Here is a 22,791-nt window from a genome sequence, read left to right as displayed (position 1 = left end):
AACTTCCCGTGCCTGCATCGCGATTAATTCTGGTTCTTTATATATTATTATGATATCATTTACATATCAGATTTAAATTCTATACGAGGAGGGTTTGTCATGTTGGAAAAAAGCGCATGGAAAATTAACGGGTTCCTGGCTCTGTTTATCGGCATCATGTTAATCCCGGTTGCGATTTGGGGCTTTGCCAGCGAAACTATCTGGCTGGGCATTGGCTCAATACTATTGGCGATTGTCATCTTCTCTTCGATTATAGTAGTACAGCCCAATCAGGCCAAAGTAATTACCTTTTTCGGTCGCTACATCGGCAGCGTTACCAGCAGCGGCTTCTGGATGATCACCCCGTTCGCGGCACGTCCCAAGGTATCGTTGAGAGTAAGCAACTTTAACAGCAAGACCTTGAAGGTCAATGATGTGCTGGGGAACCCGGTAGAGATTGCGGCAGTAGTTGTTTTCAGAGTAGTGGATACCGCCAAGGCCATGTTTGATGTAACCAACTATGAACAGTTCGTGGAGATCCAGAGCGAAACCGCGTTGCGCCATGTGGCCACCAGATATCCTTATGACACCTACGGTGAAGACGGGTTTTCACTTCGTGGCAGCGCGGATGCAGTGGCCGAAGAACTGACCCGTGAACTGCGCGAGCGTCTATCCCTGGCCGGGGTAGAAGTAATGGAAGCACGCCTCACCCATCTAGCTTACGCCACTGAGATAGCCAGCGCCATGCTGCAGCGCCAGCAGGCTTCAGCCATACTGGCAGCCCGGCAGATCATTGTCGATGGAGCGGTAGGGATGGTGCAGATGGCTCTTGCCAGGCTGGAGCAAGACGGTATTTTGGAGCTCGATGAAGAGCGTAAAGTGGCGATGATCAACAACCTCCTGGTAGCCATTATTTCCGAGCGCGGCGCACAACCAATATTGAATACCAGCAGCATATACTAGGGGTCGCATCATGGCTATTGTTAAAAAGAGCTTTCCCCTGCGCATCGACCCCCAGGTTTACGCCGCCCTGGAAAGGTGGTCGCAAGATGAACTGCGCAGCGTCAACGCCCACATAGAGTATATCTTAAGAGACGCACTGCTCAAAGCCGGACGCCTGCCAAAGGCAAACGGAGCAGACAGAAAATCAAAAGATTAGCAGCCTGGATTTTATTAAAGCAGGTTACACATGCTGATATGGGCATGATGCAGCCTGCTTATTTTTCGTTGGCTGATGCTGGCGGAACAATTTGGACCATATGTGCCTGGCACATTAATTATTTGGCTGCCAGCATCCAGGCGTATATCATATCTTGATACAGAATTGCCTTGTCCCTCCGCATATCCCAACCTATTGGATAGCTTGCCTTTTGTAAAGCTCTCTTTGGCCAGCCTTCCATGCTTGTTTAATAGTACATGCTCCTGTAAAATAAAAACAAGAAAGGGGGTTGTTTCATGAGCCTTAGTCCGTATGAATCTGTTATCAGTATGGCAATCGACAACGAGATAGAAGCCTATGACTTCTACCATGCCCTATCTCAGAAGAACCTGGACTCCGGAATGAAAAAGATCTTTGATGAACTAGCCCGGGAAGAGAAGAACCATCGTGACATATTGACTGCTTTCCTGAGGAATCCGGACAAGCCCCTGAAGTTCAAGGCTGCTGCCAACGATTTCAAGGTCGCCGAATCGGTAGAACTCCCGCCCCTCACCCTGGATATGAAACCAGCTGATGCTATTGCTCTAGCAATGAAGAAGGAAGAAGAAGCCATGAAAACATATTTAGCTTTTGCTCAGGACAGTGACAGTGCTGAACAAAAGGGGGTTTTTGAGGAACTGGCCAAAATGGAGCAAGACCACAAGACCAGACTCGAGGAGATCTACACCAGCATGGCCTTCCCCGAAGCCTGGTAAACAATAGCTTACAAAAAGGACCGGTTCATCCGGTCCTTTTTACTCTAACCAAGTGCCAGGCACCTTGTCCCCCGTCTGCACTCGGTCACATCGCAACATTAAGACCGCAGGGAACATCAGTGGTATCCGAAGGGTGGACGTTGCCCTGCCCTTCGCTTGTTCCACATCTCGATCTGACAAGGCCCCTAAAGGCCTGGCTGGAGGCCCCAAAGGAAAAACTGTTTCCCAGATAATAATATAATCCCGGTAACGACCTACTCCAACGGCGACATTCTGTCGCCTAGTGCGGCCAAATAAACGGCTGAGCTGTAAATGTGCGAATGCGCCAACGGTCCGAAGTGTTAGCGCAGCACTTAACCTGTTCTAATTATGTGCAAAAGTATCGAAATCTTATTTACGATATAGTATTGTAATAGTATAATTTGGTATTTTATATTCCTAAATGCCTAAATTAAACCGTGAGGTGACAGACATGAGATGGCTTAAAAGGCTTTTTAAGGAGGAGGACGGTGCAGTAGTCGTTATCGTCGCGTTGGCGTTGGTAGTACTGCTGGGTTGCATGGCTTTAGTAGTAGACGCCGGGGTTATGTATGTAAATAAGGCTCATTTACAGAACGTTGCTGATGCTGCCGCATTAGCAGGAGCTCAGGCGCTGCCTGATAAAAATGAGGCTGAAGAAAAAGCAATTGCATATGGTTCTTTTAATGGCGTGGATATAAATCCGGACGATGTAAACGAGAATTATGCTGACGGCCAAATAGAAGTTATTTGTAGAAGAATTGATGTGCCCTATTTTTTTGCTAGAGTGTGGGGTTTTGACAAGGCAGAGGTAACAGCGCGCGCAGTTGCAAAAAAGGATTCAAGTCTTCCAAGTGCGTTTACAGATTATGCTATTTTCTCCGAAAGTGGCGATATACCATTGTATGTTGGAAAAGCTGGACAAAGTATATGTAACGGCGTTATTCACACAAACAATACATTACATCTAGGTAAACATCTGAATGTAACTAGAGTAGAAGCTTGTTCTGGTATAACTGAAACTGGTTCAAATACTATAGGTAGTCGCGATGCTGCTTCGCCTTATATTCCAATACCGACAGATTTCAAAGACGAATTATTGGCTCAGGTTACGGCAGCTCCAAAAAAATATATAGGCGATCAGACTTTTGGCGGTAACGGTCTAGATCTAAGTGAATCAATCTATGTCCAAGGCAACGTTAAGATAACGGGCAATAACATCACCGGAAAAGGATTTATTTATGCCACTGGTGATATTGAAATCAGTGGTAATAACACTCAAATCGGTTCAGCTGATATACCTGTCTTTATCTACTCGGAAAAAAATATTACCATAGAGAAGAACAATGTTAATATGTATTGTATTATCTATGCTCCAAATGGAATAATTGACGTACAGAAGAATAACTGGAATTTGCATGGAAGACTTATCGGAAAGTCCTTTGCTGATGCTTGTTTAAAGAATAATTTCACTATTACAGCTGGTAGTGGAGATTTTAGCGGTGTTCCTTTAGGGTATGGCAGAACTACTGTACTTATTGAATAATAAACTGTCAATAGCGCGCCATAAGAAAGTTGGCTCAATATAGGCGCTCACCGATGAATTGCAGACTTCGCAGAAGGGAGTGTAGATTCTTCTGGAGGCTGATTAAGAACCCGTGTAAATGGCAATAATCTCCATATAAAACAAAATGGAGGTTATTAAAATGAGACAGTCAAAAAACATTCTTACGGACAAGGAAATGGAATTAGTGAGCCTATTAATGCAGGACTGCCAAAGCACGGGTGACATTCAGTCGAAGCTAAAACGCCTTTTTGCGGGAACAATTGAGCAGATGCTGGAAGCCGAAATGGAAAATCATTTGGGATACGAAAAGCACAGCACCGAAGGAAACAACACTGGTAATTCCCGCAATGGGTATAACCGAAAGACCATCATCAGCGATTACGGCGAGAGTGAAATTGCCGTGCCCCGTGACCGCAACGGAGAATTTGAGCCTAAAATCCTCGAAAAGAGGCAGACACGGACGGATGAAATCGAACATAAAATCATGGCGATGTATTCAAAAGGAATGAGCCAGCGCGACATTGAAGATAATCTACGGGAGATTTACGGGGCAGAAATATCGCAGGCTTTGATTTCTAAGATAACAGATAAAATCCTCCCGGAAGTGAACGAGTGGCAGAATCGGCCGCTGGAGTCGATTTACCCGATCATCTACTTTGACGGGATCGTATTCAAAAGCCGCAAGGACAGTCAGATCATCAACAAATGCGTCTACTCAGTGCTAGGCATTGATATGAGCGGCCAAAAAGACATCCTGGGCATCTGGATCAGCGAGAATGAAAGCGCAAGCTTTTACGCATCCATCTGTTCCGACCTGAAAAAGCGCGGCGTGCAAGACATTTTTATCGCCTGTCATGATAACCTGAGAGGACTTGGCGAAGCCATAAATGCGGTTTTCCCAAGGACAAAGCAACAGCTTTGCATAGTCCATCAGATTCGCAATTCCACTAAATTTGTGCAGTATAAGGATCGAAAAGCAATTTGCGCTGACCTTAAAAAAATCTACGGTGCAGTAAATTTAGACGACGCAGAGTATGCCAAGGAAGAATTCCGGGAAAAATGGGATAGGAAGTATCCCTCCATTTTGCGGTCCTGGGATGCTAATTGGGCAGAACTCACCACGTTTTTCAATTATCCTGAACAGATCCGGCATTTGATTTATACGACAAATGCAGTGGAAGCGTACCACAGGATGGTGCGGAAATTTACGAAGACAAAATCCATCTTCCCCACAGATGACTCAATCCGGAAAGTGGTATTTCTTTCGACTAAGGAAATCACGAAGAAGTGGACGCAGCCATCAAGGGACTGGGCAATGGCGTACAGCCAGATTATGATATTCTTTGCAGACAGGTTAGTGGCATAAGGCCTTGAGGGCTCTGCCCTCAAACTCCCGAGGTTTACCCGCTCAGGGCTTACCGGTGAAGCAGAAAACGGCAGACTCATTGCCCGCCGTCTCACCGTATAAGCCACAGCGAGCGTTGGGTCGCTCCTCAGCGTTGCCCGATTTATGCTGCAATAATATTATGGTCAAATTTTAGGATGATTATTCCATTTACACTGAAGGATGTTCACAACCTTCTTCTCTGTGTAGGGCGTCCGGGCAAGGTTGCCCATACGCTCTCTCCCAGAAAAATAGATTAATCCTGGCAACGTCCTACTCTCCCACAGGAAAACTGCAGTACCATCGGCGCTGGAGAGCTTAACTGCCGTGTTCCTGACTTTTGCAAAATAGAGGAAGAAGAAAGCTCTCCGCGCCCCTAGATGATAGGCAATTGAGAGCTTTTCTTTTAATTGTAGGATTGTATATCTAAGCTTTGCGGATGTCTTTCAGTTTACCATACGGTAAGATTTCAGGAAGTTGTAAAGTACTTAGGATTGCCGAAAAGTCTTCATTTGATTGGTTCTTTAGATAATATGAGCTGTTGCTTTTTGCATCATCAATAACAGTAAGATTAGCACTTCGAAGAGCATCTTGGATCTTTTCGGTAGACAACTCAAGTTTTTCTTTTCTGAGTTTGTATTCTAGATACCGCTGGATTACCAAAGCCAGGTAGCACATTACGAAATGGCCGCGAATACTCGATTCTGTCCAAACAAAGATGGGTCTGGCCTCTAAATTGCTTTTCATAACCCTGAAGCTCTCCTCAATCTTCCAAAGGCCTTGATAGATCCCTATCACCTGCGCCGCTGACAGGCTTTTGTCCGAGCTTTGAATTCCATAATATCCATCGAATTGTGCATCCATTTCAACCTGATTTTCGTTGAATGAAACGTGATCGTCATCAAAAATGGCCAGTTGCACATACTTTTTGCCACCCTTTTTCATTTCTGCTTTGAGACTGGATTTGGAGTCCACAAGGCGCCGGGACTTCTCTATCAATCGTTCGCGGTCTCTACGGTCTTTCTCAGCACGTTTAGCTGACCAAGTTATCACCATATTGTCATCGAGCAAGACTTTTTCGCCATTAATCTTAACACTGTTCTGAAAATTGCAGACCTTCCATTTAAATTGCGGGCTCTCCACAGTGTAGCCCTCGTCCCCAAGAACTAGGTTCTTAATTGCTTTACTTGCAGATCGGATTTTGTATGCCATGACATAATCAAAACCTTTTGACCTGAGGTAGGCCAGGTTCTGTTTAGAATTTAGCCCACGATCAGCGGTTATTATAATCTTCTTTATGCCATAGGTTTCCCGTAAGTATTCCATAACTGGCACCAGCGTCTTAAAATCATTGGTATTTCCGGGGAACAGTTCATAGCTAATTGGGATGCCCTCATCGTCAATTAAGAGCCCCATTACGACTTGGACCTGATTTACTTTGTTGTCTTTAGAATAACCGAACTTCTTAAGTTCATCGGCTCTGACTGACTCAAAGTAATAAGTGGTAACATCGTAGAAAGCAACTCCAAGGTTGCGTGTCATTTTAAGTGATAGCTGCTTGTTCAAGTGCCTTTCCAGAGATTTCTTTTCATTGGCAAGAAAAGAAAGACTCCGGTATATTTGTTCTAAATTCATTTCCTTGGAGTTGATAAAGAACTCCTTTTGTTCAAAGCTCTTTTTCTTTGATGCCGGTTTTAGCAGCCGGAAGTAAACGAGCATAGATGTCGTATCTTTGACTTTGAACTTAAGGTTGGAATCACGCTTCTGGCGATAATCGAAGAAGTAATCAAGTTTCAATTCATCCCAGATACTCTCGTATACCTTAACGCCGTAATTACGAATAGGAAAGCCTTTAGCAGCGTCGTTATCAGATCCTTCCAGGTAATGCTGGATATCTTTAAATATTGCTTCTTGTTTAAGACTCTCGTTGAAAGCCCTGGACTCCCGGCATTCTCTGCGCAAACGATTCAGAATTCCAGGCTCCTGCGCTTCCAATTCGTCTGCACGCCCTAATACCTTAAGTACCCTGGTCTTGGGCTTCTTATTAACTGGATCCCGATAAGACTCCACGATTCTCACATATTTGATCCCTCGGCTGTTATATACCTGTAGACTGCTCATGCCTGCCCCCCTCGTATGAACCAAGTATAGTATAACCATATTATAACATACATACGTTAGATATACAGTAGAGGGATATAAAAAATACCCGATAAATACTAATATTACAGCATTTACACGGGTATTCTTTTCAGCTTATCTGCAAAAGTCAGGAAAATAGATTAATCCTGGCAACGTCCTACTCTCCCACAGGAAAACTGCAGTACCATCGGCGCTGGAGAGCTTAACTGCCGTGTTCGGGATGGGAACGGGTGTGACCTCTCCGCTATTGTCACCAGGAAATTTAATTTCGTTACATATTAAGTTTTTTATGGGTCTGCAAACATGAGGACCGTCCTCCTGTTTGCTCACAGAAAGATTCTCTGAAAAGTACATACAGAGATAAAGCTTTAAAGCGCATTTAGGTCAAGCCCTCGATCTATTAGTACCGGTCAGCTTAATGCATCACTACACTTACACACCCGGCCTATCAACCACCTGTTCTTGATGGGATCTTACCTCCTCTCGGAGTGGGAGAACTCATCTTGAGGTTGGCTTCGCGCTTAGATGCTTTCAGCGCTTATCCGTCCCAGACATAGCTACCCAGCGATGCCTCTGGCGAGACAACTGGTACACCAGCGGTCTGTCCATCCCGGTCCTCTCGTACTAGGGACAGATCCTCTCAATTCTCCTGCGCCTGCGATGGATAGGGACCGAACTGTCTCACGACGTTCTGAACCCAGCTCACGTACCACTTTAATGGGCGAACAGCCCAACCCTTGGGACCTTCTCCAGCCCCAGGATGTGATGAGCCGACATCGAGGTGCCAAACCTCCCCGTCGATGTGAACTCTTGGGGGAGATAAGCCTGTTATCCCCGGGGTAGCTTTTATCCGATGAGCGACGGCCCTTCCACTCGGTACCGCCGGATCACTAAGCCCGACTTTCGTCCCTGCTCGAGATGTCTCTCTCGCAGTCAAGCTCCCTTATGCCTTTACACTCTTCGCGCGATTTCCATCCGCGCTGAGGAAACCTTTGGGCGCCTCCGTTACTCTTTTGGAGGCGACCGCCCCAGTCAAACTGCCCGCCTGACACTGTCCCTCTACCCGGTCAGGGTAGCAGGTTAGAACTCCAGCCATTCAAGAGTGGTATCCCACCGTTGGCTCCACGAATCCTTGCGAACTCGCTTCTCAGCCTCCCACCTATCCTGTACATGAACTACCAAAATCCAATATCAAGCTGCAGTAAAGCTCCACGGGGTCTTTCTGTCCTATCGCAGGTAACCGGCATCTTCACCGGTATTACAATTTCACCGAGCCCCTCGTCGAGACAGTGCCCAGATCGTTACGCCTTTCGTGCGGGTCTGAACTTACCAGACAAGGAATTTCGCTACCTTAGGACCGTTATAGTTACGGCCGCCGTTCACCGGGGCTTCGGTTCATACCTTCGCTGAACGGAAGTCGGAAATCAGACGTCGGACGTCGGACTCGTTGAAACTGGCTCCGCCAGTTTCTTCTCTTTTCTTTTTTCTTTCTTTCTCTGTCCTCTTCCTTCTGACCTCTGACCTCCGTTCAGCTAAGCATTCCCCTTAACCTTCCGGCACCGGGCAGGCGTCAGCCTCTATACTTCATCTTTCGATTTCGCAGAGACCTGTGTTTTTGGTAAACAGTCGCCTGGGCCTGATCACTGCGGCTCCCTCACGCTCATCAAAGTTTTATGACTCACGCTAATGGAGCACCCCTTCTCCCTAAGTTACGGGGTCATTTTGCCGAGTTCCTTAACGAGGGTTCTCTCGCGCGCCTTAGGATTCTCTCCTCACCTACCTGTGTCGGTTTTCGGTACGGGCACCTGTTACCTTGCTAGAGGCTTTTCTTGGCAGTTTGGACTCAGTGACTTCGCTACTATATTTCACTCCCCATCACACCTCAGGCTTCGCAATGGGCGGATTTGCCTACCCATTACCCTACGTGCTTGGACGCACTCTTCCATCCGTGCGCTTCACCTATCCTCCTGCGTCACCCCATCGCTTATAGCGGCTTCAGGTGGCACTGGATTCTCAACCAGTTGTCCATCGCCTACGCCTTTCGGCCTCGGCTTAGGTCCCGGCTTACCCTGGGCGGACGAGCCTTCCCCAGGAAACCTCAGGTTTCCGGCGGGCAGGATTCTCACCTGCCTTCTCGCTTACTTATGCCAGCATTCTCTCTTCTTAATAGTCCACTACTCCTTACGGTATAGCTTCAATCCATTAAGAATGCTCCCCTACCATACGGAAGTCGGATGACGGAAGTCAGAAATCGGATTACTCTGTCTCATACTTGGTCCATCTCTGAATGAGCCGGTACATTTGCTTATTAACTGATTCGTATCTTTCTTTTAACTGGTCATGTGTATGTCTATTCACATACCCAAGATCATGAATCATATCAATATATACCTTAACTTCATTCGTTGAGCCCATAGCATTTCGTAAAAAATGCTTGAACTCTTTTTCAGAGTTCCTTCTTCCATAACCTTCGGCTATGTTGGCTGGTATAGATATGGTTGCTCTCCTTATCTGAGGTATTAACTCATATCTCTCTTCCTTTGGTAATCTAGAGCATATCTGGTGCATCTCTAAAGCTAATTTATAACTTTCTTGATAGACTACCAGATCTTCATAGCTTTTGATTGCCATTGAAAGACCCTCCGTCTTCTGTCCTCTGTCATCCGTCCTCCGTATCCAAAGCTTCGGTACTATGCTTAGCCCCGTTGAATTTTCGGCGCAGAGTCACTTGACCAGTGAGCTATTACGCACTCTTTGAATGGTGGCTGCTTCTAAGCCAACATCCTGGCTGTCTGTGCGACTCTACTTCCTTTTCCACTTAGCATAGATTTTGGGACCTTAGCTGTTGGTCTGGGCTGTTTCCCTCTCGACTACGGACCTTATCACCCGCAGTCTGACTGCCGCGCTTCACCTTATGGTATTCGGAGTTTGGGAGGGTTCGGTAACCGGGTAAGGCCCCTAGCCTAACCAGTGCTCTACCCCCATAAGGAATTACACGACGCTAGCCCTAAAGCTATTTCGGGGAGAACCAGCTATCTCCGGGTTCGATTGGCATTTCACCCCTATCCACAACTCATCCACGCACTTTTCAACGTACTCTGGTTCGGGCCTCCATCTCGTGTTACCGAGACTTCACCCTGGCCATGGATAGATCACCCGGTTTCGGGTCTACAGCAACAAACTAGACGCCCTTTTCAGACTCGCTTTCGCTGCGGCTCCGTCCTTTTTGAACTTAACCTCGCTTGCTGCCGTAACTCGCTGGCCCATTCTACAAAAGGTACGCCATCACACTTTAAATAGTGCTCTGACTGTTTGTAGGCATACGGTTTCAGGTTCTTTTTCACTCCCCTCCCGGGGTGCTTTTCACCTTTCCCTCACGGTACTGTTCGCTATCGGTTGCCAGGTAGTATTTAGCCTTGGAAGGTGGTCCTCCCTGCTTCCCACCGGGTTCCACGTGTCCGGCGGTACTCGGGGTTTACACCAAGAGCCTTATCATTTTCGCTTACGAGGCTTTCACTCTCTATGGCCTGGCTTTCCATCCAGGTTCAGCTAATGATATGGTTTGTAACTCTTTGACTAAGCTGCAACTTAGTCTGGTGTTCCCCTCAACCCCAACTGTGCAACGCTTGCAGGCTATCACACACAGCTGGTTTAGGCTGCTTCCCCGTTCGCTCGCCGCTACTTAGAGAATCTCAATTGATTTCTTTTCCTCCGGTTACTAAGATGTTTCAGTTCACCGGGTCTGGCTTCTACTGCCCTATATATTCAGGCAGTGATAATACTTGTTCGCAAGTATTGGGTTCCCCCATTCGGATATCTACGGCTCTATGCTCGCTTGCAGCTCCCCGTAGCTTTTCGCAGCTTGCCACGTCCTTCTTCGCCTCCTGGCACCAAGGCATCCCCCGTACGCCCTTTGTATCTTGACCTAATTTACGCGCTTTAGAAAACTCTCAACTTTTCACTGTCTTCACAGCTTTAAGTGAAATTGTTCCCTTTGCTTTTCTCTGTATGCACTTTTCAAAGAACCTCTAACAGAAGTCGGAAGTCAGATGTCAGAAGTCGGATTTATATGTTAATCGGCTACGCCGATTAATTCAATATTACCTTCTCCTTCAGTCTGACTGGCTTCGGTTAAAATTTGTTCCCCGCCAAGGCGGGATAACAACTTTGGCATTCCCTTTAACAGGGTATGCTCAAATTTATTAAAACGAACAACAAGAAGTAAGGCGATCGACCGTAGGATTCAGAAGTCAGAAGTCGGAGGTCAGAGGTCGGAATCGTTAAAATTGACTGAAGTCAATTCTCTTTCATCCTAATCCCCTTCGCTCGCTGTTACTGCTTCGTTTCTCCTTAGAAAGGAGGTGATCCATCCGCACCTTCCGGTACGGATACCTTGTTACGACTTCACCCCAATTACCAACCCCACCTTAGACGGCTCTCTCCAAACGGAAGTCGGAAATCGGACGTCAGATGTCGGATTCTTGTTGAAACTGGCCAGCCAGTTTCTTCTTTGCTATCTGACTTCCTACCTCTGTAGTCTGTTCCGACCTCTGACTTCTGACCTCTGACTTCCGTTCGGTTGAGTCACCGGCTTCGGGTGTTGCCGACTTTCGTGGTGTGACGGGCGGTGTGTACAAGGCCCGGGAACGCATTCACCGCGACGTGCTGATTCGCGATTACTAGCGATTCCGACTTCATGCAGTCGAGTTGCAGACTGCAATCCGAACTGAGAATGGCTTTTTGAGATTCGCTTCACCTCACGGCTTCGCTGCCCTCTGTACCATCCATTGTAGCACGTGTGTAGCCCAGATCATAAAGGGCATGATGATTTGACGTCATCCCCACCTTCCTCCTGCTTGTCACAGGCAGTCCCATTAGAGTGCTCATCATTAATGTTAGCAACTAATAGCAGGGGTTGCGCTCGTTGCGGGACTTAACCCAACATCTCACGACACGAGCTGACGACAACCATGCACCACCTGTCTCTACGCTCCCGAAGGCACCTCCTACTTTCATAGAAATCCGTAGGATGTCAAGACCTGGTAAGGTTCTTCGCGTTGCATCGAATTAAACCACATGCTCCACCGCTTGTGCGGGCCCCCGTCAATTCCTTTGAGTTTCAGCCTTGCGACCGTACTCCCCAGGCGGGATACTTATTGCGTTAGCTGCGGCACAGAAGGGGTCGATACCTCCTACACCTAGTATCCATCGTTTACGGCGTGGACTACCAGGGTATCTAATCCTGTTTGCTACCCACGCTTTCGCACCTCAGCGTCAGGGTCAGTCCAGACAGTCGCCTTCGCCACTGGTGTTCCTCCTGATTTCTACGCATTTCACCGCTACACCAGGAATTCCACTGCCCTCTCCTGCCCTCAAGATACCCAGTTTCAAATGCAACCCCGCAGTTGAGCTGCGGTCTTTCACATCTGACTTAAATATCCGCCTACGTGCTCTTTACGCCCAGTAATTCCGGACAACGCTCGCCCCCTACGTCTTACCGCGGCTGCTGGCACGTAGTTAGCCGGGGCTTTCTAGTAAGGTACCGTCACTCTTAAACAATATTCTCGCTTAAGTTCTTCTTCCCTTACAACAGAGCTTTACAACCCTAAGGCCTTCTTCGCTCACGCGGCGTCGCTGCGTCAGGGTTTCCCCTATTGCGCAATATTCCCCACTGCTGCCTCCCGTAGGAGTCTGGGCCGTGTCTCAGTCCCAGTGTGGCCGTCCACCCTCTCAGGCCGGCTACTGATCGTTGCCTTGGTAGGCCGTTACCCCACCAACTAGCTAATCAGACGCGGGCCCATCCATAAGCGATAGCTTTCATGAAGAGGCCATCTTTCCTCACAATCTTAAACCGTGATCACATGCGGTATTAGCAGTCGTTTCCAACTGTTATCCCCCACATATAGGTAGGTTATCCACGCGTTACTCACCCGTCCGCCACTATCCAACACTCAACACTTAATGTTCTTTCATTAATCTCTGCCTTTACACTTGTTGGTGTTAGGCACTTGGAAATAGCGTGACGCTCGCCATTTGGTTTATCCCGTTACTATTGCTTCGATATTTAATAAGCAGTTTTCCCAAATGTTTGCCTTCTTTAGGCTCGCGTCACTTGGCTATACCACATTTCGCTAAAAAGAACATTCAGTGTCGAGTGCTGAACCGTTCGACTTGCATGTGTTAGGCACGCCGCCAGCGTTCGTCCTGAGCCAGGATCAAACTCTCCAATGAAAGTTTATACCTAGCCAAAATCGTTCTGGCTTGTTTTCCCTTTTGTCTCAAAGGGCCTTGATCGGCTTTTATTAAGTCTCCTTAATACAGTTCCAATCTTTTCGCACTTATCTTCTTGCTGTTCAGTTTTATCAGAACCATTCCCTCTTTAGGGACCTGGCGTTGAGCCTTCGTACTTACGCTTTCCGGCTTTTCTGCCCCGCGCTAACCGTTTACCAGTCGTGCGCGCAAGACTTATATTATCATCCCAAGGGATTAAAGTCAACACATCCTTTAATATTATTTTAACAGTCTGTTAATATTAATTGAGACTTTTGCATAATAGCCATGCCTGGAATTAGTGGGGTTTTAATTACCCAGAAAAAGGACTTCACCCCCCATTTTGTCGAATTAGTAAGTGACACAAACAAACAATCCGTAGGAGGCGAAGTCACTTATGAATATTCGACAGAACTGCATTTTCTCCTTTGAAGATGCTTTAAAAATGCAACCAAAATCCAGGCTTGAGAAAATAATCAATACCCTTGATTTACAACCAGTTCTTGCCATATTGAATAAGCCTGATAAGAGAAAGGGTGGACCAACACCATACCCAGCCGCTGCAATGCTAAATGCCCTGATTGCTATGAGGCTTACGAATATGACTACATTTACTTCACTGGTTGAACGGCTTACTTACGACCCTCATCTCAGATATGTTTGCGGTTTTGAGCCATTTGGCACCGCGCCCAGTATATCGTGTTTCAGTCGGTTTTATGCGAAGCTTGCTGAGAGCGGTTGCTTGGAAACACTGTTTTCGTCACTGGTTAAACAAGCAGAGGATATGGGCCTTCTTGATCTTACTGCCGTTGCAATTGATGCCACCAAAGTAGAAGCCTATGAAAAGTCCGTTCCCCGTAAGAATATCAGCCAGGATGGCAGTGCCGCTGATTGGGGTATTAAGAGTGACACCAACGGCAACCCCATCAAGTGGTTTGGGTACAAGCAACATATTGGCACCGATGTAAAATCAGGACTTCCTATAGCTATCAAGGTAACACCGGCCAATTGTTCTGATTCCAGCGTGGCTATGGACTTAGTGAAACAATGTTATGCAAATGTACAAACCCCCATAGAGTATTTCTTGATGGACGCTGGTTATGACCATCGTGAGATATACTCTCTGATCAGGGATAAATACCATGCCCAGGCGATTATTGCGCTGAATAAACGAGGGGCCAAACAGCCCCAAGCCGGGTTTGACTGGGATGGAACCCCAATCTGCTCTGCTGGTTATCGCATGGTATATTGGGGTTCCTATAAGGGCGTAAATAAATTTAGATGCCCACATGTACTGGGTAAATGCGACTGTCCTTTTGGCTCTGCATGGTGTTCAAAGAGTAACTATGGAATGGTGGTTAAAACCAGAGTAAAGGACGATCCCCGGTTGTTCTCAACTCCACATAGGGGGACGGCTAACTGGCAGAAGTTATACAATATGCGTACCTACTCAGAGCGCTGTTTCAGCCGCTTTAAGGAGAACTTGGGATTAGAAACCGGGTTGAGGGTAAGAAAAATCAAGAAAGTTGAAGTCCATGCTTACCTTTGTGCCATAACCATGATTGCAGCTACAATAGCAGTCAATCAAGAAAGTAGTACCCAGTATCTAGCTGCTTAGTTCACATTTATTGGTTTATTAAAGAACGAACTACGTTAAAGGGGGTAGTCTGCCCTAATTCCGGAACTCATAGCGTTTTGACCGTGGTTACAGGGCTAATTTGGAAATAAGTGTATTTGCCATCTGCCGCCCATAAAACGTCTTGTATTATCAACAGCATTTTTCTGAGTTATGCAAAAGTCTCGATTCATATGGGGCCGGCTTTCACTGCAAAACATTATTTTGGGGGATCACCATTGCTTTAGAATATAGGCCGGTGGGTATCAAAACCGCAAGTTGAGTCCGGTGGCTATAAACTGGTATTATTAGGTCAAGAAAGGAGTGGATAATATGTCACATATCCTGCCCGATTTGCCATATGATTACAATGCGCTCGAGCCCTATTATGACGAAGCTACGGTAAGGCTGCATCATGATATGCACCACAAAGCATATGTGGACGGGCTCAACAATGCTGAAAGCAAATTGGCTGAGGCCATTGAAAAAGGCGACTTCTCTTTAATAAAACATATTGAACGGGAACTGGCCTTTCACGGCTCAGGTCATATCATGCATACCATGTTCTGGGAAAACATGAAACCCGGGGGGGGAGGCCCTGCCACCGGTGTGGTAGCAGAGCTGATAGACCGCGATTTCGGAGCGTTCGAAAATTTTAAAAAGCTTTTTACTGCCTCGGCAGTCGCAGTGGAAGGATCAGGCTGGACGGTCCTGGCCTACAATCCGGTTTTTCAGAAACTGGTGGTCCTGCAGGCGGAGAAACATCAGGACTTGACTCAATGGGGTGTGGTGCCCCTCTTGATTGTGGATGTGTGGGAACACGCTTATTACCTTAAATATCAGAACAAGCGCGCCGCCTGGGTAGAAGCGTGGTGGAACCTGGTCAATTGGGATGATGTCAATCGAAGAGTGGCTTTGATGCAGAAGTAGCTATAATGGCACCGGACGAAATAGACGAACGTCCGGTGCTTTTTATTTATTGTTGATGTACATAAACAAAGTACAGCTGAATACCCTATATAGATAGCCTTAGACCTCGGCTATTATCAGCTTTAAGGTGAATATCGCCAACACTTGCCGCACTTGCGGCAATACCAGTAGGTGATAACATGGGTATGCTTTTCGAAAAAGGGCACAAATCTGTGCCCCGACAGGGAACACCATAATTGCTTTAACATGCCCCAACCTCCTCCTGTAATCAGTTTTACCAGGCAGACAGACAGTAAATCAGGGTTGGCAGTGCTTTATAGCATAATATGGAAATTAATGGATAACGTTACCGCTGTCCTAATATAATGCCTTGGACTGTAAATTATCTACAGCTTGATGATTGGCGATAGTCCCCTGGGACCCATGATATGGCCATAAAAACATAGCCTGCAGGCATGTGGGAGACTACATTAATGATGGAAGGTCGGATGATATGATGAGCAATGATTGCAAGGGTCCGAGATACAATAGCGCCGCCGGTGGAATATATGGGCTTGGTTTTCTAGGTGCACTGGTATATTACCTGCAACATGCCTCCGATTTGGGCGATGGGGTGGTAGGCGTTCTCAAAGCCTTGTTCTGGCCGGCGTTTTTGGTTTACAAAGTATTGGAGTTTCTCAAAATGTAACGGTATCACAGATAAACCAGACTAGACAGACTGGCGGTGTGATTCGTCTATGATGGAAATGCTACATACGACGCCGAGCTGTGGTTCTGTTTTAGGGCTGTTCTGCTCCCTCGCCTCTGTGAGGGATTTTTTGTGCTTTCTTCTGGGAAGCGGTTGGAGTATCCTATAATTTAGGTGTTGAACCCACAAGCAATAGCAGAGCAATATGATTACATTAGATTTGGAGGGAGTCCGCTTGTGAGTGTGTTTAAATCCAATCTCATACTTTTGCTGGTCGCGGCCATCTGGGGCCTGGCCTTCGTGGCTCAGAGGGTGGGGATGGACTATGTGGGCCCCTTCACCTTTAACGGGGTGCGCTTCTTGCTGGGGGGAATATCCCTCTTGCCGTTGTTATTCGTTTTCCGTGACAAAAGCCAGCCCTTGGCCATGGGGCTTAAGCAAGCTGCCCTGCCAGGGATACTGGCCGGGCTGGTATTATTCATAGCGTCTTCATTCCAACAAATCGGCCTGGTGACTACTACTGCGGGCAAAGCGGCTTTCATAACCAGCCTCTATCTGGTGTTGGTGCCGGTTGTGGGCATATTTATCGGGCAAAGGACATCCGCCTTTACATGGCTGGGGTGTTTTCTGGCGGTTGTGGGACTGTATTTTCTTTGCGTCAAAGAGGCCACCAGCATTCAGAGCGGAGACCTTTGGGAACTCGCCGGGGCTCTTTTCTGGGCCTTTCATATTCTGATTATCGCTCATTTTTCTCGCCGGGTGAATGTTTTGCAGCTTTCCTGGCTTCAGACTATCACCTGTGCACTGCTCAGTCTGATTACTGCCGCGGTGACAGAAACCATAGTCGTCAAGAGCATCATGGCAGCGGCGACGCCTATCGTTTATGGAGGGGTCTTTTCGGTGGGGATCGCCTACACCTTGCAAATCGTAGGACAACAAAAGGCTCCGCCTGCTGCGGCTGCCATCATATTGAGTATGGAGACGGTATTCGCCGCAATTGGCGGGTTTATACTTATAAGTGAGATCATGGATCTGCTGGAGATCCTGGGCTGTGCCTTGATATTCTCAGGGATGTTGGTTTCGCAGCTGCAGGGCTTATGGACCGCTAAAACCGTCCCATGTCAGCAGGCGGTGCCTGAAGCGCTGAAGTGACTTTCAGGCAGCATAGTGGTGATAGACAGGGACTGGCTGTTTGCCATACAATATTAATAGCAGCTGTTAGTTATTAGAAAGCGGGTATGCAATGACCCATCTGTCCAAGAACTTAATTGGTAAGAAAGCCCTTTGGTTGGTGTTATCCGAAGAGGGGAAAAGCGAGGAGTATCTGCATAGCCTGGAGCAACTGCAATGGCAATTCTGCACAGGCAAAGTCGGTTCGATGGAATCACATAAAGTGGTAGCCGCCATCGAAACTGCAGCTAAAAAACATCAGCTTATCAGACCGGAGATATACCGTGAGTCTCACGCCTTGTATCATGCCATATTGGAAGCTCTGGAGGGCGTAACCCGGGGGCAGATACAACTGGGTTCGGTGCAACGAACGGTCGGGTTGAGGTTTGCGGTCATAAAGGGCAATCCTTATGAAAGCGCTGATGAGGGGCAGTGGATGGCAGTGGCCCTGTACGGCACCATCGGAGCACCGATAAAAGGCCTGGAACACGAAGTGGTCGGTCTGGGCATAAATCACATTTAATAGATAAGAATCTGAATATTTTGGAGCCTATAGCGTGTTAGTTATTAGGGGGCTCTATTAGTGAAAGTCGGGCGACTTTTGTTAATAGAGCCCTTTTTATCTCAGAAAGGAGGTTAAGATGATATGGTCACATTAAACGGGCATGCATTGACCCTGGAACAGGTCAGGGCAGTACTCTGTGAAGATGCCATGGTATATATCTCCCCGGCCAGTCTGGATAGTGTCGATGCCAGTCGCAGGGCAGTTGAGGACATTGTGAAAAAGGGCCAAATCGTCTATGGGATAACTACCGGGTTCGGCAAGTTCAGCGATGTCCTTATAGACTGTGAAGATTGCCAAGAATTGCAGCTCAATCTGATCCATTCCCATGCTTGTGGTGTGGGGGAAGCATTTCCTGAAGTAGTCAGTCGGGCCATGTTGTTGCTGCGTGCCAATACGCTGTTGAAGGGGTTTTCCGGGGTGCGCCGGGTGGTGGTGGAAACCCTGGTGGAGATGATAAACGCCCGTATTCATCCGGTGATACCTCAGCAGGGCTCTTTAGGCGCCAGCGGGGATCTGGTTCCTCTGGCTCATTTAGCTTTAACCTTGATCGGTGCAGGGGAGGTATATTACCAGGGTACGATATGCTCTGCTCTTCAGGCTTTTAGAGCGGAAGGGATCGAGCCTTTGGTGTTGCAGGCCAAAGAAGGTCTGGCCTTGATCAATGGAACCCAGGCCATGACCGCTATGGGAGCGGTGGCCTATTTACAGGCGGAAGAACTGGTTTACCAGTCGGAAATGGTGGCGGCCTTAAGCATGGAGGGGCTGAGGGGGATCATTGACGCCTTCGATGAAGAGGTGCACCACGCCAGGGGATACCAGGAACAGATAGATGTGGCCCGAAGGATGAGAGAGATTTTGGCCGGGAGCATGCTCACCACCAGGCAGGGAGAATTGCGGGTGCAGGACGCCTACTCTTTGAGGTGCATTCCCCAGGTAATCGGGGCTACCTGGCAAGTGCTAGGCTATGTGAAGCACAAGCTGGAAATTGAAATCAACGCCGCAACTGACAACCCGTTGATTTTTGAAGGTGGAGACAAAGTGATTTCCGGGGGCAACTTTCATGGTCAGCCGGTAGCCTTTGCCATGGATTTTTTGAAGATAGCTATGGCAGAACTGGCCGATATCGCGGAAAGGCGCATTGAACGCCTGGTGAATCCACAGCTCAATGATCTGCCCCCCTTTCTCAGCCCCCGACCGGGTCTGCAGTCAGGGGCTATGATACTGCAGTACACCGCTGCCAGCCTGGTGTCGGAAAACAAAACTCTGGCCCATCCAGCCAGTGTCGATTCCATACCCTCTTCTGCCAATCAAGAAGACCATGTTAGTATGGGCACCATTGCGGCACGCCATGCTTATCAGATTATCAACAATGCCCGCCAGGTGGTGGCCATTGAATTGATATGCGCTCTTCAAGCGGTGGAATTCCGCGGCACAGATAAGATGTCCCCCTATACCAGGCAAATCTATCAACAAGCCCGCACCATCACACCCTCTATTGCCAAAGACCGGGTTTTCGCCAAGGACATAGAAAAGGTGAGCAAATGGATGGAAAGTGGCTGGCAGGACCTGTTGGCCTTGGATAATACTCGTAAGTTAGCCCAATGGGCCATATAAAGGGGGATGTAAAATGGATAACCTCGATATTTACAACGCCATGGAGATCAAACTGGATCAGGAACTCCCCGAAACACCTGAATTCCAGCCCGGCATCAGGAGGGCTCCAGATCGGGGGTTCAGACTGAATCAGGCCCAAACTGAAACCGCTTTAAAGAATGCCTTGCGCTATGTCCCGGAGAATCTCCATGAGGCTCTGGCACCGGAGTTCTTGCAGGAACTTATAAGTTACGGTCGTATATATGCTTACCGTTTCCGTCCCCCAGGGAGGATATTCGGCCGTCCCATTGATGATTACCCAGGAAATTGCCTGGAAGGGAAGGCTTTTCAGGTGATGGTTGATAATAATCTCGATTATGATGTTGCCCTGTATCCTTATGAGCTGGTAACTTACGGGGAAACCGGAGCGGTATGCCAGAATTGGCTGCAGTACCGCCTGATTAAAAAATACTTACAGAGTCTCACCCAGGAGCAGACGTTGGTCATTGAGTCGGGGCACCCCCTGGGATTGTTTCCCTCCAAACCGGATGCCCCGCGGGTGATCATAACCAATTCCCTTATGGTAGGAATGTTCGACAATCAGGCTGATTGGGAAGTGGCGGCGCAGATGGGAGTGGCCAACTACGGGCAGATGACCGCCGGGGGATGGATGTATATCGGGCCTCAGGGCATAGTTCATGGCACTTTCAATACCATACTTACCGCAGGTCGACTTAAACTGGGCATTGCCCCGGATGGTAACCTTAATGGCATACTTTTCGTTTCTTCTGGGTTGGGGGGGATGAGCGGGGCTCAACCAAAAGCGGTAGAGATAGCTGGTGGAGTGGGCATCTTCGCAGAAGTCGATTACTCGCGAATCAAGACCCGCTATGATCAGGGTTGGGTGAGTCGCGTTACTGACAATCTGGACGAAGCATTTGAAATAGCGGATCACTATCTAGAAAAAAAACAGCCTATATCCATCGCCTATCATGGCAATGTGGTCGACCTCTTGGAATATGCGGTGCAAAACCATGTTAGTATTGACCTGTTATCAGACCAGACCTCTTGTCATGCCGCCTACAGCGGCGGCTATTGCCCGCAGGGAATCAGCTTTGAAGAGAGGGGGAGACTCTTGGCCGCTGACCGGGATAAGTACAGACGGGAAGTTGACAGGTCCCTGCGACGGCACTTTGAATTGATCAAGACCTTGACCGAGCGAGGGACGTATTTCTTTGACTACGGAAACTCATTTATGAAGGCAGTGTTCGACGCCGGGGTGAAGGAGATCTCCCGCAATGGCAGGGATGAAAAAGACGGCTTTATATTCCCCTCATATGTGGAAGACATCATGGGGCCGGAACTGTTTGACTATGGTTACGGTCCTTTTAGATGGGTGTGCTTAAGCGGGTCCGATGAGGATTTGCAGAAAACCGATAAAGCTGCTATGAGCTGTATTGACCCGCAGCGGCGCTCCCAGGACCGGGACAATTATATATGGATCAGGGATGCCAGGAAGCATCAGTTGGTGGTAGGGACCAAAGCCAGAATACTGTATCAAGACAGTGCGGGCAGGAAAAAAATAGCCCTTAAATTCAATGAAATGGTGCGCAACGGAGAGATCGGCCCCGTAATGCTGGGCAGAGATCATCATGATGTGAGCGGAACCGATTCGCCCTTCAGAGAGACCGCCAACATTAAAGATGGCAGCAATGTTATGGCTGATATGGCGGTGCAATGCTTCGTCGGCAATGCAGCCCGGGGCATGAGCCTGGTGGCGTTGCACAATGGCGGCGGGGTTGGTATTGGCAAGGCGATAAACGGAGGCTTTGGCCTGGTTTTAGACGGCAGCCAACGAGTTGACAGCATCATCGAGTCAGCCATGATGTGGGATGTGATGGGGGGAGTGGCCCGGCGCGCCTGGGCGCGGAATCCCCATTCAATAGCAACTTCAATGGATTATAACCGGGAATATTGCGGCAGGGCGCAAATCACCCTGCCCTATATCCCCAGCGAGGACTTGATCAAAGCGACGCTATCCAGGGGAGGTTTTAACAAATGGCAGCCTTAGTAGAATGTGTGCCCAATTTTAGTGAGGGACGAAACACTAGTATTATACAGCAGATTCTTACCCCTTTCTTTACCACTCCGGGGGTGAAGCTCTTGGATTACAAACCGGATCAAGATCACAACCGCACCGTAGTAACCATTATGGGAGAACCGGGGAGTGTCAAACGGGCAGTCATAGAGGCAGCCGGGACCGCGATCCAGCACATTGACCTGAAAAACCACCGAGGGGCTCACCCTCGCATGGGCGCAGTCGATGTAGTGCCCTTCATACCTTTACAGGATTATTCTATGGCGGAGGCGGTAGAATTGGCCCGGGATACTGCTCGAACTCTGGCTCAACAATACGACCTGCCAGTATTCCTTTACGAAAAGGCGGCAACCGCCGCAAGCCGAGAAAACCTGGCCAATATCAGGAAAGGAGAATTCGAAGGTCTGGCAGAAAAGATGCTGCAACCGGAATGGAAGCCCGACTTTGGCCCGCAGAGCCCGCATCCCAGCGCTGGAGCCAGCGTCGTAGGCGCCAGAATGCCCCTTATTGCGTTCAATATCAATCTCAATACTAAGCAGTTGGAGATAGCCAACCAAATCGCCAGGTCTATAAGGCACAGCTCAGGCGGGTTGAGATACTGCAAGGCGATGGGGGTGGAGCTTAAGCAGAGGGGCATAGTACAGGTTTCCATCAATATGACCGATTATACCCGGACCTCGCTCTACCGGGTATTTGAGATGGTCAAATTTGAAGCTCGGCGCTATGGGGTAGAGATAGTAGGCAGCGAGATAATTGGTCTCACCCCCATGGAAGCCTTGATAGACGCCGCAGCGTACTATCTGCGCATTGAGGATTTTAGTTTAAATCAGGTAATCGAAAAAAGAATGCTGGAGTGAG

At 48.1% G+C, this 22,791-nt stretch carries 14 protein-coding genes and 3 rRNA genes; 13 read left to right on the top strand and 4 right to left on the bottom strand.

Features of this window, described 5'->3' with window-relative positions; genetic code table 11:
• Nucleotides 1–99: 99 nt before the first annotated feature.
• The 5 genes from AC15IQ_RS07510 to AC15IQ_RS07490 all read left to right on the top strand — a co-directional run bounded on the left by AC15IQ_RS07510 (nt 100) and on the right by AC15IQ_RS07490 (nt 4,844).
• Nucleotides 100–942, top strand: a complete 843-nt coding sequence (locus AC15IQ_RS07510; protein WP_483178316.1) for an SPFH domain-containing protein — start codon at nt 100–102, stop codon at nt 940–942.
• A gap of 10 nt (nt 943–952) precedes the next feature.
• A complete protein-coding gene (locus AC15IQ_RS07505) occupies nt 953–1,138 on the top strand; it encodes a type II toxin-antitoxin system antitoxin (RefSeq protein WP_483178314.1) in 186 nt (61 codons plus the stop codon).
• Between the two features lie 296 nt (nt 1,139–1,434).
• Nucleotides 1,435–1,893, top strand: a complete 459-nt coding sequence (locus AC15IQ_RS07500; RefSeq protein WP_483178313.1) for a ferritin-like domain-containing protein — start codon at nt 1,435–1,437, stop codon at nt 1,891–1,893.
• A gap of 472 nt (nt 1,894–2,365) precedes the next feature.
• Nucleotides 2,366–3,457, top strand: coding sequence for a pilus assembly protein TadG-related protein (locus tag AC15IQ_RS07495; RefSeq protein WP_483178311.1), 1,092 nt, complete (start codon nt 2,366–2,368; stop codon nt 3,455–3,457).
• Between the two features lie 196 nt (nt 3,458–3,653).
• A complete protein-coding gene (locus AC15IQ_RS07490; protein WP_483177709.1) occupies nt 3,654–4,844 on the top strand; it encodes an IS256 family transposase in 1,191 nt (396 codons plus the stop codon).
• Nucleotides 4,845–5,288: 444 nt separating this feature from the next.
• Here AC15IQ_RS07490 and AC15IQ_RS07485 read toward each other — a convergent pair whose 3' ends face one another.
• From AC15IQ_RS07485 to AC15IQ_RS07470, 4 genes are all read right to left on the bottom strand, one after another.
• A complete protein-coding gene (locus tag AC15IQ_RS07485) occupies nt 5,289–6,983 on the bottom strand; it encodes an IS1634 family transposase (RefSeq protein ID WP_483176844.1) in 1,695 nt (564 codons plus the stop codon).
• Between the two features lie 165 nt (nt 6,984–7,148).
• Nucleotides 7,149–7,262 (bottom strand): 5S ribosomal RNA (rrf, locus tag AC15IQ_RS07480).
• Between the two features lie 122 nt (nt 7,263–7,384).
• Nucleotides 7,385–10,930, bottom strand: a 23S ribosomal RNA gene (locus tag AC15IQ_RS07475).
• A 428-nt stretch (nt 10,931–11,358) separates the two neighbouring features.
• Nucleotides 11,359–13,235: ribosomal RNA gene (locus AC15IQ_RS07470) — 16S ribosomal RNA — on the bottom strand.
• Together the 16S, 23S and 5S rRNA genes form the textbook arrangement of a ribosomal RNA operon.
• A 436-nt stretch (nt 13,236–13,671) precedes the next feature.
• On the opposite strand from AC15IQ_RS07470, the gene AC15IQ_RS07465 reads away from it, so the two are divergent.
• The 8 genes from AC15IQ_RS07465 (at nt 13,672) to ftcD (ending at nt 22,790) form a co-directional block, all read left to right on the top strand.
• Nucleotides 13,672–14,892 carry a transposase gene (locus AC15IQ_RS07465; RefSeq protein WP_483178309.1) on the top strand — a complete coding sequence of 407 codons (1,221 nt, stop codon included), beginning with the start codon at nt 13,672–13,674 and terminating at the stop codon, nt 14,890–14,892.
• A gap of 330 nt (nt 14,893–15,222) precedes the next feature.
• Complete coding sequence (locus AC15IQ_RS07460; RefSeq protein ID WP_483178307.1) at nt 15,223–15,819, top strand: superoxide dismutase; 597 nt, start codon at nt 15,223–15,225, stop codon at nt 15,817–15,819.
• Between the two features lie 493 nt (nt 15,820–16,312).
• Nucleotides 16,313–16,507, top strand: coding sequence for a hypothetical protein (locus tag AC15IQ_RS07455; RefSeq protein WP_483178305.1), 195 nt, complete (start codon nt 16,313–16,315; stop codon nt 16,505–16,507).
• A gap of 237 nt (nt 16,508–16,744) precedes the next feature.
• Complete coding sequence (locus AC15IQ_RS07450) at nt 16,745–17,659, top strand: DMT family transporter (RefSeq protein WP_483178303.1); 915 nt, start codon at nt 16,745–16,747, stop codon at nt 17,657–17,659.
• A 91-nt stretch (nt 17,660–17,750) separates the two neighbouring features.
• Nucleotides 17,751–18,200 carry a hut operon transcriptional regulator HutP gene (hutP, locus tag AC15IQ_RS07445; RefSeq protein ID WP_483178302.1) on the top strand — a complete coding sequence of 150 codons (450 nt, stop codon included), beginning with the start codon at nt 17,751–17,753 and terminating at the stop codon, nt 18,198–18,200.
• Between the two features lie 123 nt (nt 18,201–18,323).
• Nucleotides 18,324–19,856 (top strand): histidine ammonia-lyase, encoded by a 1,533-nt coding sequence (hutH, locus tag AC15IQ_RS07440; RefSeq protein ID WP_483178300.1) that lies wholly within the window; start codon nt 18,324–18,326, stop codon nt 19,854–19,856.
• A 13-nt stretch (nt 19,857–19,869) separates the two neighbouring features.
• The gene (locus tag AC15IQ_RS07435; RefSeq protein ID WP_483178298.1) at nt 19,870–21,906 is read left to right on the top strand and encodes a urocanate hydratase; all 2,037 of its coding nucleotides are present in this window, start codon (nt 19,870–19,872) and stop codon (nt 21,904–21,906) included.
• Nucleotides 21,894–22,790: a glutamate formimidoyltransferase gene (gene ftcD / locus AC15IQ_RS07430; RefSeq protein ID WP_483178296.1), complete on the top strand. Its 897-nt coding sequence runs from the start codon at nt 21,894–21,896 to the stop codon at nt 22,788–22,790. The genes AC15IQ_RS07435 and ftcD overlap by 13 nt, the downstream gene beginning before the upstream one ends.
• Nucleotide 22,791 lies beyond the last annotated feature (1 nt).

The organism is Syntrophomonas sp. DTU019, assembly GCA_913757435.1.
Taxonomy (GTDB): Bacteria; Bacillota; Syntrophomonadia; order Syntrophomonadales; family Syntrophomonadaceae; genus DTU019.
The sequence above is the reverse complement of the archived record's forward strand: the minus strand, read 5'-3'. Positions and strand labels throughout refer to the sequence as shown.